At 65.7% G+C, this 13,733-nt stretch carries 12 protein-coding genes; 7 read left to right on the top strand and 5 right to left on the bottom strand.

Features of this window, described 5'->3' with window-relative positions; genetic code table 11:
* Window positions 1-9 precede the first annotated feature (9 nt).
* On the bottom strand, window positions 10-750 hold the full coding sequence (locus tag CLU86_RS03355) for a DUF969 domain-containing protein (protein ID WP_099654838.1): 741 nt from the start codon (window positions 748-750) through the stop codon (window positions 10-12).
* 456 nt (window positions 751-1,206) lie between these two features.
* Between CLU86_RS03355 and CLU86_RS03350 the strand changes: the two genes are divergently transcribed.
* From CLU86_RS03350 to CLU86_RS03340, 3 genes are read left to right on the top strand one after another with little or no spacing between them, the layout of a single operon-like run.
* On the top strand, window positions 1,207-1,884 hold the full coding sequence (locus CLU86_RS03350) for a GntR family transcriptional regulator (protein WP_099740618.1): 678 nt from the start codon (window positions 1,207-1,209) through the stop codon (window positions 1,882-1,884).
* Window positions 1,865-2,599, top strand: coding sequence for a phytanoyl-CoA dioxygenase family protein (locus CLU86_RS03345; RefSeq protein ID WP_099740617.1), 735 nt, complete (start codon window positions 1,865-1,867; stop codon window positions 2,597-2,599). Before CLU86_RS03350 ends, CLU86_RS03345 begins: the two co-directional genes overlap by 20 nt.
* 26 nt (window positions 2,600-2,625) lie before the next feature.
* Window positions 2,626-3,174: a DUF4184 family protein gene (locus CLU86_RS03340; RefSeq protein WP_099740616.1), complete on the top strand. Its 549-nt coding sequence runs from the start codon at window positions 2,626-2,628 to the stop codon at window positions 3,172-3,174.
* Between the two features lie 68 nt (window positions 3,175-3,242).
* Here CLU86_RS03340 and CLU86_RS03335 read toward each other — a convergent pair whose 3' ends face one another.
* Entirely contained in the window at window positions 3,243-4,409 is a 1,167-nt protein-coding gene (locus CLU86_RS03335; RefSeq protein WP_099740615.1) for a GGDEF domain-containing protein, read from the bottom strand.
* A gap of 167 nt (window positions 4,410-4,576) precedes the next feature.
* The gene (locus CLU86_RS03330) at window positions 4,577-5,749 is read right to left on the bottom strand and encodes a pyridoxal phosphate-dependent aminotransferase (RefSeq protein ID WP_099740614.1); all 1,173 of its coding nucleotides are present in this window, start codon (window positions 5,747-5,749) and stop codon (window positions 4,577-4,579) included.
* 565 nt (window positions 5,750-6,314) lie between these two features.
* On the opposite strand from CLU86_RS03330, the gene CLU86_RS03325 reads away from it, so the two are divergent.
* Window positions 6,315-7,148, top strand: coding sequence for a hypothetical protein (locus tag CLU86_RS03325; RefSeq protein WP_099740613.1), 834 nt, complete (start codon window positions 6,315-6,317; stop codon window positions 7,146-7,148).
* Window positions 7,149-7,203: 55 nt separating this feature from the next.
* Here the strand turns inward: CLU86_RS03325 and CLU86_RS03320 are convergent, their stop codons facing one another.
* A complete protein-coding gene (locus tag CLU86_RS03320) occupies window positions 7,204-8,271 on the bottom strand; it encodes a response regulator (protein ID WP_099654832.1) in 1,068 nt (355 codons plus the stop codon).
* The gene (locus tag CLU86_RS03315) at window positions 8,268-11,945 is read right to left on the bottom strand and encodes an ATP-binding protein (RefSeq protein WP_099740612.1); all 3,678 of its coding nucleotides are present in this window, start codon (window positions 11,943-11,945) and stop codon (window positions 8,268-8,270) included. The genes CLU86_RS03320 and CLU86_RS03315 overlap by 4 nt, the downstream gene beginning before the upstream one ends.
* Before the next feature lie 291 nt (window positions 11,946-12,236).
* On the opposite strand from CLU86_RS03315, the gene CLU86_RS03310 reads away from it, so the two are divergent.
* The 3 genes from CLU86_RS03310 to CLU86_RS03300 all read left to right on the top strand — a co-directional run bounded on the left by CLU86_RS03310 (window position 12,237) and on the right by CLU86_RS03300 (window position 13,644).
* Complete coding sequence (locus CLU86_RS03310; RefSeq protein ID WP_099654830.1) at window positions 12,237-12,539, top strand: urease subunit gamma; 303 nt, start codon at window positions 12,237-12,239, stop codon at window positions 12,537-12,539.
* A gap of 169 nt (window positions 12,540-12,708) precedes the next feature.
* Window positions 12,709-13,314 (top strand): HupE/UreJ family protein, encoded by a 606-nt coding sequence (locus CLU86_RS03305; RefSeq protein WP_099740611.1) that lies wholly within the window; start codon window positions 12,709-12,711, stop codon window positions 13,312-13,314.
* A 24-nt stretch (window positions 13,315-13,338) separates the two neighbouring features.
* Window positions 13,339-13,644 carry an urease subunit beta gene (locus CLU86_RS03300; protein ID WP_099654828.1) on the top strand — a complete coding sequence of 102 codons (306 nt, stop codon included), beginning with the start codon at window positions 13,339-13,341 and terminating at the stop codon, window positions 13,642-13,644.
* Window positions 13,645-13,733 lie beyond the last annotated feature (89 nt).

Below are 13,733 nucleotides of genomic sequence, written 5' to 3'. Positions count from 1 at the left end.
CGGCGCTCCTCAGGCGGCTTTGTTGGAAGAAGCCGCAGCAGCGGACAAGGGCTCAATGCCTTCAGCCTTCAGCTCGCGGGCCAGCACGCCGTCCAGGCGGTACAGGCGCCATGCGTGGATGGCAAACGCGCAGATGGCGGTGGGGATGCCCCAGAACGCGACGTGCAGCGGCTCTACATCAATGCCCGCTTCGTGCAAGAAGGTGGTCATCAACACGATGGCGCCAAAGGCGACGAAGATGTCCTCGCCAAAGAACAGGCCCACGTTGTCTGTCGCGGCCGAGAAGGCGCGCAGCTTGTGGCGAATGCGCTCAGGCAGCGTGCCGTAGCGGGCTTCAGTAGCACCTTCGGCCATGGGCGCCAGCAGCGGGCGCACCATTTGCGGGTGGCCGCCCAGGCTGGTCAGGCCAATGGCAGCGGTGAGCTGGCGCGCAGCCAGGTACACGATGAGCAGGCGGCCTGCGGTGGCCGACTTGATGGAACTGATCCAGTTTTGCGCATGCTGGCGCAGGCCGTGGCGCTCGAGCAGGCCAATCACCGCCAGGGGCAGCAAGATGATGAGCGGCAGGTTGCGCGTCTTGATAAAGCCCGTGCCGATGGTGGCGAGGATTTTGTCGATGGGAAACCCGGCTGCCAGGGCGGTGCCCACGGCCGTGACGATCACGACCAGCATGGGGTTAAACCGCAGGACAAAGCCCACGATGATGATGGCCACTCCGATGAGCGGCCACAGATTGACGTCACTAAGCATGTTGATCCTTCATTGAGCACACAGACACACAAACACCCCGCTCAGCGGTGCCTGCCCCCTGAACCAGGGCACAGGCACCGCTGAGCGCGCTTTTCCTCTGCCGCTGCGTGCAGACCCCAAAGTCCTCGGCACGCAGCCAGCTGCCTCTCGCCATGCAACTTGCATGCCATATCAACGAACAAAACATGCACCATTGAGTGGCAATCGAATAATTTTTGTTGAACAAAAAATATTCAGTTGTTTTACGATTCGTCGATTCTGCCCAACAAAGCAGCACCCATACCCTCAGTAAAAACCCTCGGTTTCCGCACAAACTGTGGGGTTTGGGATGCCAGCAACCGCTGCGCGCGCCTCTGACCGGCCCGCCCGGCGGGTGCCGCAGGGGCCCTGCGAATGCGCCCAAGGGCGCCCCCAAAGTGTGCGGGGGCGGGGCTTCTTTCCCCTTACCATCCGGGCATGAAGTCAGAACTGAGCAACCCCCAAACACTGAATGACCGCATGGCGGAGCTGATCCGCCAGAAGATCGTGCACGGGGAGTTCACGCCGGGCCAGCGCCTGTCCGAAGCGGCCCTGAGCGAGAGCCTGGAGATATCGCGCAACACCCTGCGCGAGGTGTTCCGCCTGCTGACCAAAGAAGGGCTGCTCAAGCACGAGCCCAACCGGGGCGTGTTTGTGGCCATCCCCAGCATCGCGTCCATCATCGACATCTACCGCGTGCGCCGGCTCATTGAGTGCCAGGCACTGGCCCAGGCCTACCCCCGCCACCCCGCCAAAAAGCACCTGCGCGACGCCGTGGAAATGGCCCTGCGCTGCCGCGATACAGGCGACTGGCAGGGCGTGGGCACGGCCAACATGGAGTTCCACATGGCCATCGTGGAGCTGGCCGACAGCGAGCGCCTGAACGTGGTCTTCTCGCACCTGCTGGCCGAGCTGCGGCTGGCCTTTGGCCTGCTCAACGACCCGGAGTTTCTGCACATGCCGTATGTGGAGATGAACGTGAACATCCTGGAGCTGTTCGAGGCAGGCAAGCTGCAAGAGGCGTCTGCCGCGCTCAACGAGTACCTGGTGCATTCCGAGCGCATCGTGCTGGCGGTGTATGCACGGCGGATTTCGGATGGCGGGCAGCCCAAGTAAGCAGGGCCTGGGCACGCCGGGCTGCGGCGCTGCCGCCCAGGCGTTTGGGGCCCACGGGTATGCCTTGGTGGAAGACGCCGTGCCAGCCCCGCAATGCCAGGCACTGGCCGCGATGGCAAGCCGAGACGAGGCAACCGCCCACACCCTTTCGGGCGGCACGCGCAACATGCTGGCGCAGCCCTGGTGCGCCGCCCTGGCCCAACAGCTGCGCGCCCACCCCAACATTGCCGCCTGCCTGCCCGCCGATGCGCGGGCCGTGCAGTGCACCTATTTTGAAAAGACCGCCCACCGCAACTGGCTGGTGGCCCCGCACCAGGACCTGAGCGTGCCCGTGGCCCAGCAGGTGGCCGCACCCGGCTGGCAGGGCTGGTCGGCCAAAGAGGGGCACTGGTTTGTGCAGCCACCCGCCGCGTGGCTGGCGCACATGGTGGCCGTGCGGCTGCACCTGGATGACTGCGGGCCCAGCGACGGGCCGCTGCGCGTGCTGCCCGGCACGCACACCCACGGCCACCTCTCGCCCACCGCCATGGCCACCCTACGCCAGCAAGGCACCGAGGCAGTGTGCACCGCACCCGCAGGGACTGCGCTGCTGATGCGCCCGCTGCTGGTGCACGCATCGTCCAAATCCACGGGCACAGGCCGCAGGCGCGTGCTGCATTTTGTGTTTGGCCCCACCGCCCTGCCCCATGGGCTGCAGTGGCCCACCGCCGTCTGACGGCATCCCTTCACCCCTGCAACCCCATGCCCTTCACCCCTTTTCACATGGGCGCAGGCCTGGCCCTCAAGGCCGTGGCCGGGCGCCACTTCAGCGTGCTCACCTTCGGCATTGCCCAGGTGGCGATGGACATTGAGCCGCTGGTGGGCATGCTGCGCGGCGCGGCCGTGCTGCATGGCCCCACGCACACCTACCTGGGCGCGGTGCCCATCGCGCTGGCCACGGCCGTGCTGGCGCCCTGGCTGTGCCGCCCTTTGCTGCGGCGCTGGAACCTGGAGGTGCAGCACCACCGCGTGGCATGGCTGAGCGAAGCCGAGCAGTGGCGGCCAGGTACGGTGTTGCTCAGCGCCCTGGCAGGCACCTGGTCGCATGTGGTGCTGGACAGCGTGATGCACGCCGACATCACGCCCTGGGCGCCATGGTCTGACGCCAATGGCCTGTACGCCTGGGTGTCGCTGTCTACCCTGCACGGGCTGTGCGTGGCAGGCATGGTGGCGGGCGCAGCGGCGTGGGTGGCAAGGCGCTGGCTGGGGCGCAAACGCCCTGGCATCGGCGCATCGCACACACCACCCTAGAAACACTGGCAGCTATATTTTTTATAGCTGCCAGCGCTTTATTTCAAAGCGCTACAGGCCCATTTGGCTTAAAAAAGCACCACATCTGCCGGGGCCACCGCCACCCGGTCGCGCCCGCTGGATTTGGCCTGGTACAAGGCCGCATCGGCACGGGCCAGCAGCAGCTCAAACGTGGCATCGCCCGCCTGCACGGCAGCCACCCCGATGCTGACGGTGCAGTGGGGGGCTGGGGCCTGGGGCGCAGCGCTGCGCACGGTGGCGGCCACCCGCTCGGCCACCACCTGGGCAGCGGCCAGATCGGTGCCCGGCATCAGCACCAGAAACTCTTCGCCCCCATAGCGCCCCAGCCTGTCTGCGCCGCGCAGAGCGGCACGCACCTGGGTGACCAAATCGCGCAGCACAGCATCCCCCACCAGGTGGCCGTGCGTGTCGTTGATTTGCTTGAAGTGGTCCACATCCAGCATGAACACCGCAAACGGCTGCTGGTAACGCTGCCAGCGCTGCATCTCCATGGCGGCCAGCTCCAGCAAAGCACGGCGCGCCAGCGCACCGGTCAAGCTGTCGTGCGTGGCCAGGTGCTCAAACTCTGAGCGCACCCGCTCGCTGGCCATCAGCAGCACCCCCACGCTGACGAGCAACACCGAAAAGCTGAAAGCCCCCAGGTAGGCCGTCTGCGCCAACGAGGGCGCAAAGCGGTCTGAATCCGCGCTGTCCAGCCACAGAGAAGACACGCCGCGCCCCACCAGCACCAGCACCTGGGCCGCCAGCACCCCGGCCGCCAGACGGCTGGAAAACCCCTGGCCGTGGCGCAACAGCAGGCGCACATGCACCACGCACACCAGCGCCAAGGTGCTGGTGAACACCAGCACACGCAAGCGGTAGTCGGGCTGCACCCACAAAAACACCGCCATGAGGGACAGCGCGCCTGCGGCCACCATGCCCCACCGCCGCCACGCCACGGGCTGGCCAAAAAAGCGCTGGCTGCCAAACAAAAAGAAGGCAAACCCCACCATCAGCAACCCATTGCCTGCCAGCACCAACAACCAGTTGGGCAGCACGCCGCTGAGCACGAACAGCACGGTGGACGACGCACACAGCAGCGGCGCTAGCCCCCAATAGCGCAGGCCCCGGATGGACGCAGGAAAATTCGCGCGCACCCCGAGCAGCACCAAGCCCAGCACCACAGCCATGATGCCGGACATGGCAGCCAGCGAACGCAGATCGAGGGAAGGCATCAAGTCACACGAAGCACGAAGAGGCTGTGAGTTTATTCACTTTCTGTTACAGACAACACCCCATGGCAAAGCGGTCCCATGCGGGGACTTGGAGGTGGCGGCGCGCTCAAGCGCGTGCGCGCACCGCTTATGTGGCAAACAGGAAAGGCGGCCCGACGGCAGCGACTTCAAAGCGCCCGCTGCAGCTCCAGCCACGCCCGCAAGCGGCGCACACCCTCGACCAGGCGCGAGGGGTCTTTGGAGGCAAAGCACCAGCGCAACCAGCCCTGGGCCTCAGGGGCAAAGGCATCGCCCGGGGCCAGGCCCAGGCCAGCCTCGGCCACCAGGCGCTTGGCCACGGTCATGGAATCCTCAAACCCTTCGAGCCGGAAAAACGCGTACATGCCGCCATGTGCCGCAGCCACCTGCACGCCGGGCACGGCGGCCAGCAGGGGCACCAGGGTGTCGCGGCAGGTTTTGAAATGCTCCACCACGCGGGGCGTGATCTCTTTGCGGTAGGCCAGCGCGGCCAGCGCCGCGCGCTGGGTGAACACACTGGCGCACGAGGTGTTGAACTCGATCAGCTTGCCCATGGCATCGACCAGCGCCTCGGGCAGCACCAGCCAGCCCAGGCGCCAGCCGGTCATCAAAAAGCTTTTGGAAAAGCTGTGCGCCACCAGCAGGCGATCGTCGGGCGCGGCCACGTCCAGAAAGCTGGGCGCGCAGCCGTGGGGCGTGGGCTCGTAGTAGAGCTTTTCGTAGACCTCATCGGCCAGGATCCAGGTGCCGGTGCTGCGGCAATGCGCCAGGATCTTCTGCTGCTCGTCGCGCGTCAGCGTCCAGCCCGTGGGGTTGTTGGGCGCGTTGACGATGAGCAGCTTGGTGCGCGCCGTGATGGCGCCCAGCAGCGCGGGCAGATCCAACCCCCACGCGCCGCCCTGCGGCCGCAGCGGCACGCAGCGCACCTGCGCCCCCATGATGGTGGGCTGCGCCACCAGGTTGGGCCACACGGGCGTGACGATGACGACCTCATCGCCCGCATCCACCAGCGCCTGCACCGCCAGCATGAGCGCGCTGACCCCGCCCGAGGTGACCACGATGCGGCCGGCATCCACGCCTGCCGTGGGGTGCGACTCCCCCATGTATTGCGCCAGCGATTCGCGCAGCTCGGGCAGGCCGCAGTTCTGCGAATAGAAGGTTTCGCCGCTTTCCAGCGACTCGATGGCGGCGCGGCGGATCACGCCGGGGGTGACTTCATCGCTCTCGCCAAACCAGAAGGCCAGCACGTCTTTACGCCCCATGCCAGCGTTGGCGATTTCACGGATTTTGGAAGCTTCCAGGTTGGCAATGACTTGGCGCATGCAGCGGGGTCCTTCAGCGGTCGGCGGTGGGTGGATCAAGCGAGGCAAGGGCCCCAATGTAATTCGGCTGAGGAGGCAGAAACCCATGTTGCCTCCTTTTCCCTTCTGTGCGGAGCAAAGGCACATGCCCTGGGAGCGTTCCGTCCTTGCGAAATATCGTCGTTCACTATAAAAAAGATAGCTGATTGCGTTTCATAGACGGGCCTTAGACACAGATAGGAAAGACAGACAATCTTCTCGCGGCGAGACACTCCCGCCCCTGTGCGCGGCAGCAAACGCTCCCACTAAGGGCCACCAGGTCGCGCTAAGACACCGCAGCATGAAGACGCGAGGTGAAAAGGCACCGCAAGGCGATCGAAGATGAACGATGCGTAACTGGAGCGAGTACGGTCCAGGTAGCCAATCAAGCCTCCTTGTGAAACAATCATTTGACAATTCAACCGTGGCTTTGCAAGACGCCTCATGCGCATCAGCCTTCAGCTTGATATGGCAGAGAGACACAGGCACAGCGCCGCTTTCCCAACCCTCACAGCCCTTTTTTGGCGCGTTCAAACACCACAACTTTATGTTCAAAGCCCGTCACTCGATTGCAGTTCTCCTTGCCGCAAGCGCCGCCTTGCTCGCACCGATCACGGCACAGGCTCTCCAGCCAGATTCGGGCATGTGGGCCGTCAATGGAGAGGTCACCGGCAAGCCAGGGCGTGGCCTGCAAATTGATGCTCAGGGCGGGCGCAATCTGATCGTGACGTACTTTGGCTATCGAGAAGATGGCTCGTCCATGTTCCTGCAGGCCAGCGGCCCCCGGCAGGACGACGGCACATTCACCGCTGAACTGGTCGAGTTCCAGGGAGGAAAAGCGCTGGGTGCCCCTGCCAGGGATGGCCAGGTGCGCAAAGTGGTCGGCAATATCGCCATTGCCTTTGACAGCGCCACGACGGCCAGCGTGACATTTCCCGGCGAAGCACCGGCAAGAATGACGCGGTTTCAATACGAAGACCACACGGCCCGCTTCAACCGCGAGGGGCGCTATGCCATCTCCTATGCCTTGGCCACCTTCGGCAGTCTGATGCCCGCCACCGTGAACTTCAAACTGGAGAACGGCAACTTCTACATGAGTCGGTACAACGGTGATCTGGAAACCTGTGAATACTCAGGGCGCTATCAACCCGCTGGCCGAGGCATCAAGGCCGAGGGCACTTTTGCTTGCAAACAGGCCAGTTCGTCTTCATCGGGCACGTTCTGGACTGAAGAGATGGAGGTGGATGAACAGCTCTCGTACAAGGCCGTGATCTGGAAACAGACTCAGGGGAGCTCCATCAATCCTTCGGCCGAATACCACTACGGACTGTGCCAAGCACCCTTTGTCTTCGTGACCCCTTCTCGCTGCACCAAGCCATAGCGCCCAGGGGGTATCCCAATGGCACACAAGGCGGCCTCGGCCGCCTCGTTCCCACTCACCCCTCAAACTGCGGATGCAGCTGCCGGATGCGGTTCATCGCCATCGCCGCTGCCGCCGTGCGCGTCTCCACGCCCAGCTTGGCAAACACGCGCTCCAGGTGCTTTTTGACGGTGGCGGGGCTGGCCCCCAGGATGTCGCCAATGTCGCGATTGATCTTGCCCTTCACCACCCAGTACAGCACCTCGGCCTCGCGCGCGGTGAGCTTGAAGGACAGGCTCATGGATTCGATGATCTTGGCATCGGACACCTCGCGCATCACGATCAGCCAGTCGCCGCCGCCCGCGCTGTCGCCCGCCTGCTGGTGCAGGCGAAAGGTGAGGCGGCGGGCGCCCTGCTCTACCGCCAGGCGCGGTGGCTCGGCCAGCGATGCGGCCAGCAGCTCGGCGGCGTTGTCGGCCAGCACATGGCGGCGCAGCCAGGCTTGCACGGGCTCGGGCGCCCATTGGCCGTAAGCGGTCGGTGCGCCATCGGGTCCCACTTCTCCAAAGTAGCTTTGCAGCAGCTCCCGCGCCAGCGGGGTTTGCCACACGATGCGCCCATCGGCAGCGCGCACCGTGATGCTGGCGTAGCCAAAGGCGTCGAGCGCGTTGCGGGCCTCGCGGGCCTGGCGGGCGTCTTGCCGGGCCTTGCGGGCGGCGCCCAGGTGCACCTGCATGCGGGCCATCACCTCGCGGGGCTTGATGGGCTTGGTGACGTAGTCGATGCCCCCGGCCTCCAGCGCAGCCACCAGGTGCTCGGTCTCGGTCAGGCCGGTCATGAAGATGATAGGGATGTGTGCTGTGGCGGGCGATGCTTTGAGGCGGCGGGCAACTTCAAAGCCGTCCATGCCAGGCATCATGGCGTCGAGCAGCACGATGTCGGGCAACGCCTGTGCGGCACGCTGCAGCGCGGCTTCGCCATGCATGGCCACCAGCACGGTGTAGCCCGATTCGTCGAGTGCGTCGTGCAGCACGGCCAGGTTGTCGGGCACGTCGTCCACGATCAGCACCACATCGCTGTCGGTGCGGTCGAGCATGCCTGTTGGGGTCACGGGGGCGGTGGATGCGGGGGAAGGCGCATTCATGGTGGGGTGTGCTCCAGGATCTGGCCCATGGCATCGAATTGGAATTGCTGCGCCAATTGCCGCATGTGCAGCACAAAGGGCGCGTACTCGGGGTGCTGGCGCTCGATGTCGGCCAGGGCATTCAAGATGCCCCGGTAGTAGCCCAAGGATACCGACTGGGCCAGGTCGCCCAACAAGGCAGCGGGGGGGCAGGCGATGGCCGCCCCCGGGGCCGCAGCAGGCGCCACCACCGGGGCGGCGTCAACGGACTGCAGGGCGGTGGCGGAGACAGGGGCAGGCAACGTTGCGGGCTGTGGTGCAGCCGCAGGCGCCTCCAGCCACACCAGCTCCAGCCGGCGCTCCAGCCAGTCCAGCAGCTCGGTGTGGCGCACGGGCTTGACGATGAAGTCTTCAGGGCGGATGCCTGCGTCGTTCTCCAGCGTCTTGTCAAACGCGTTGGCCGACACCACGGCGATGCAGGCGCCTTCCCTGTCCGTGCCGCCCTCGCCAACCACCGCAGCCTCTGCAGCCCAGCCCTGCGCGCGGATGCGGCGAATGGTCTCCCACCCGTCAATGCCGGGCATGGCAAGGTCCATGAAGATGGCGTGGGGCCGGTAGCCGGTGGCCAGCAGGTCCAGCGCATCGTGGCCGCTGGCGGCCTGGCGCAGCTCAAAGCCCAAGGGCTCCAGCAACTGGCGCAGCAGCTCGCGGTCGGGCTCTTCGTTGTCCACCACCAGGATGCGGCGGCGCTCGCCCACGTAGCCGGTGCGGGCCCTGGCGGGGCGCGGCAAGGCTGCCGCCCCGGCCTTGCCCAAGGCGTCGGCATGCACCTCGGGCAAAAAGAGTTTGACGTGAAAGACCGAGCCCACGCCGGGCTGGCTGGTCACCGTCAGCTCGCCGCCCATCAGCGCGGTGAGCATCTTGGCAATGGTCAGGCCCAGCCCGGCGCCGGGGGCCCCCGTGGCGCTGGCCCCAGCCGCCGAGCCCCCTCGGGTGAAGGGCTCAAAAATGCGCTCGATCTCTTGCGGCGTCAGCCCCGGCCCGGTGTCTTGCACGTCGATGCGGGCCATCTCGCGGGCGTAGCGCACCCGCAGCGTGACAGTGCCGCGCGCGGTGAACTTGATGGCGTTGCCCAGCAGGTTGATGAGGATTTGCCGCAGGCGCTTGTCGTCGGCCCGCACCACCTCGGGGATCACGCCCTGCACATCGAACTGAAACGCCAGCCCCTTGGCGGCGGCCTGCAGCTCGAACAGGCCCGCCATTTCGTGCAGGCCATCGGCAAAGCGCATGGGGGCGACATCGAGCGTGAGCTTGCCCGACTCGATGCGGGCGATGTCCAGCGTGCCCTCGATAAGCGAGAGCAGATGCTCGCCGCCGCGCCGGATGACGTGCACCGCCTGTTTGCGGTGCGCGGGCACGGCGGGGTCCTCGCCCATGAGCTGCGCATAGCCCAGGATGGAGTTGAGCGGCGTACGGATCTCGTGGCTGATGGCGCTGATGTAGCGGCTCTTGGCCTGGTTGGCCTGGTCGGCCAGGGCCCGTGCATCTTCGGCCTGCTGGCGCGCTTGCTCGGCCACGCTGCGGGCGGTTTGCAGGGCCTCGTCGGTCTGGCGGTGCAGTTCAATCTCGCGCACCAGCAGGCCCGTTTGGCGATTCGATTCCTCTTGCGCCACCTGGCGGCTTTTGTGCGCCAGCACCAGCCACCAGGCCACGATGCCCGAGATGACCAGCAGCGCGAGGTACGCCTTGAGCAAGCCTGAGCGCAAGGCCACCTCGGGCGCGGCCAGCACATCGGTGTCCGTCATGGCCTGGGCGATGGTGTTGAGCTCCTGGTGGTACAGCAGCCCCATCACGGCGGCCAGCAGCGGGGCAATCACCAGCATCAGCAGCAAAAAGTGCCCCAGGCCCGTGTCCAGATAGCGCCACACCGCGCGCGGCAGCACCCAGCGCAGCGCGGCAGACCATTGCACCGCCATGCTGGCGTGGGGCTTGCACAGGTCGCCACAGCGCGCATCCAGCGTGCAGCACAGCGAGCAGATCGCGCCCCGGTAGGCGGGGCACTGGGCCATGTCGGGGGCTTCGTATTCGCGCTCGCACACCACGCAGCGCTGCACCACCAGGCGCTGGTAGCTGCCCAGGTCGGCCACCGTATCGCTGGCCCTTGCCCCGGACACCGGGCCGTGCATGGGCACGGCCACCGGCTCGCTTTGGCGGGCAATGTAGTACTTGCCGCCCGTGGCCCAGGCAATGAGCGGCGCGGTGACAAAAGCCACCGCCATGGCAATCACCGCCGAGAACGCCTGCGGCAGCGGGCCAAACAGCCCCAGGTGCGCGCTGATGGAGACGACAGATGCCAGCGCCATCGCCCCCACGCCCACCGGGTTGATGTCGTACAGGTGCGCACGCTTGAACTCGATGCCCTTGGGCGACAGGCCCAGCGGCTTGTTGATGACGAGGTCGGCCACCACCGACATCATCCAGGCGATGGCGATGTTGGAGTACAGCCCCAGCACCTCGCCCATGGCGCGGAACACGTTCATCTCCATCAGCATGAAGGCAATCAGCGTGTTGAACACCACCCACACCACCCGCCCCGGGTGGCTGTGCGTGAGGCGCGAGAAGAAGTTGGACCACGCGAGCGACCCCGCGTAGGCATTGGTCACGTTGATCTTGAGCTGCGACACCACCACAAACAGCGCCGTGGCCGCCACCGCCCAGCCGTAGTTCGGAAACACATACTCGTACGCCGCCAGGTACATCTGGTTCGGGTCGACCGCGCGCTCCACCGGCACCATGTGGGTGAGCGCCAAATAGGCCAGCAGCGCCCCGCCCAGCATCTTGAGCACGCCCAGCACCACCCAGCCCGGCCCGCCCACCAGCACGCCCAGCCACCATCGGCCCCGCTTGCCCGCGGTGGGGGCGGGCATGAAGCGCAGGTAGTCAGCCTGCTCCCCCATCTGGGTGATGAGTGCAATGCCCACCGTGAGAGCTGCACCAAACATGGGCAATTGAAAGCGATTTCCCAGTGCAGATTCACCACCGTAGTGCACAACTCCTGAAAACGCACCAGGATCGCGCATCAACACCACCCCAAACGGCACCACCAGCATCACCAGCCACAGCGGCTGCGTCCATACCTGCAGGCGGCTGATGGCCGACACGCCATGTGTGACCAGCGGGATCACCACCAACGCACAAATCAGGTAGCCCCAGCGCGGCGGAATGTCGAGCGCCAGCTCCAGCGCATAGGCCATCACAGCCGCTTCGAGCGCAAAGAAGATGAAGGTGAAGCTGGCGTAGATGAGCGAGGTGAGCGTGGAGCCGATGTAGCCAAAGCCCGCGCCGCGCGTGAGCAAATCCATGTCCACCCCATAGCGTGCCGCATACACGCTGATGGGCAAGCCCGCCAAAAAGATGATGAGCCCCGTGGCCACGATGGCCCAGAAGGCATTGATGAAACCGTACTGCACCAGCAGCGTGGCGCCCACGGCCTCCAGGATCAGGAACGAAGCCGCCCCAAACGCGGTGTTGGCCACACGCCATTCCGACCACTTGCGAAAGCGCTGCGGGGCGTAGCGCAGCGCGTAGTCCTCCATGGTCTCGGTGGCCACCCAGCTGTTGTAGTCGCGGCGCACCTTGACGACCTGCTGCGGTGGCTGACCAGGATCGGCAGGGGTTGCGGGGGGCGTGGACATGGGTGAGCCAGGGTGCAGATTCCATGCCACGGCAGCACGCACCGCGACGTACCGCGTCCGCGTGGGCCAAACGGCGTATTGCGGGCACGGGGCTTGCTGGCCACTATCCACATACTTGCCACATTCATCGGCGCTAGTGCACCATGAAATGGCCTTGCGTCGTGCGCGACATGCCCACTCGCATGAGACCCACTGTAGATAGGCTGAGCAAAACGAAATGGAACTGACACCTCGCGTTCGGCCGCACCAGCGGTCGGGCGAGCCATTGACCCCAGTATTGAGTGAAACGACATGGAACTGACACCTCGCGAAAAAGACAAGCTCTTGATCTTCACCGCCGCCCTGCTGGCCGAGCGTCGCAAGGCCCGGGGCCTGAAGCTCAACTACCCCGAGGCCATGGCCCTGATCAGTGCTGCCGTGATGGAGGGCGCGCGCGACGGCAAGACCGTGGCGCAACTCATGAGCGAGGGCCGCACCGTGCTGACCCGCGCCGACGTGATGGATGGCATCGCCGAGATGATCCCGGACATCCAGGTCGAGGCCACCTTTCCCGATGGCACCAAGCTGGTCACCGTGCACCAGCCGATCCTATGAACACCCCCTGCGTCGCTTCGCGCCTTCCCCCTCAAGGGGGACGCCACCGGTGGCCTGGCAAAGCCAGTTCCACGGTGGCACTGGCGCAATCCCGCGCGCCTCGCACCACAGCGACCCGCCCGCAGCCAGAGCGCTGACACGGCCCGCCCTCTTTTTTGGAGATTCACCCATGCTTTCCACTCGCACCAAATCCGCTCTCTTTCTGATAGCTGCCAGCGCTTTATCCATGAGTGCTAGCGCCCATACAGGGGTGGAAGCCCACAGCCACAGCGGTTTCATCAGCGGCTTTGTGCACCCCTTGTTCGGCCTGGACCACCTGGCCGCCATGGTGGCCGTGGGTCTGTGGAGCGCGCTGGCCGCGCGCGGCGCTGGTCGCGAACTGCTGTGGGGCCCCATGGGCTTTGCGGCCATGCTGCTGGCGGGTGCCGTGCTGGGCTTGCAAGGCGTGGCCGTGCCTGCGGTGGAGCCGATGATTGCGGCGTCGCTGCTGGCCACGGGCCTGCTCGTCGTATCCCGCCTGCGCGTGCCGGGCATCGTGGCCGCGCTGGGCGCGGGCGTGTTTGCTGTGTTCCATGGCGTGGCCCATGGCGTGGAGTTGGCAGGCAGCAGCAGCGCCTGGCAAACCCTGGCAGGCATGCTGGCCGCCACCGTGCTGCTGCATGGCGCAGGCCTGGCGACAGGCTGGGCGCTGCGCCAGCGTACCGTGTGGATCAGCCGCGCCGCTGGCGTGGCCGTGGCCCTGATGGGTGGCGCGCTGCTGGCGCAAATGGCCTAAGCCTTCATTTGATCTGGAGCCCCCATGATCCCTGGCGAACTCATCACCGAACCCGGCGAGCACCTGCTCAACACCGGCCGCCGCACCCTCACTCTGGTGGTGCGCAACATGGCCGACCGGCCCATCCAGGTCGGCTCGCACTACCACTTTGCAGAAACCAACAACGCTCTGGGCTTTGACCGCGCCGCCGCGCGCGGCATGCGGCTGAACATTGCGTCCGGCACCGCCGTGCGCTTTGAGCCCGGCCAGGAGCGCACGGTAGAGCTGGTGGACTACGCGGGCGAGCGTAAGGTGTTTGGCTTTCAAGGCCTGACACACGGCGCGCTGTAGCAATTTCAAGCAAAAACAGCCTCTAGCGCTTGATAGATAAGCGCTAGAAGCTATCAAAAGTATAGTTAACCGTTCTCGCGGAGCACACC

Source organism: Acidovorax sp. 62 (assembly GCF_002754495.1).
Lineage (GTDB): Bacteria > Pseudomonadota > Gammaproteobacteria > Burkholderiales > Burkholderiaceae_C > Acidovorax.
Note: the sequence above shows the minus strand (reverse complement) of the source record. Positions and strands in the feature narration are given on the sequence as shown.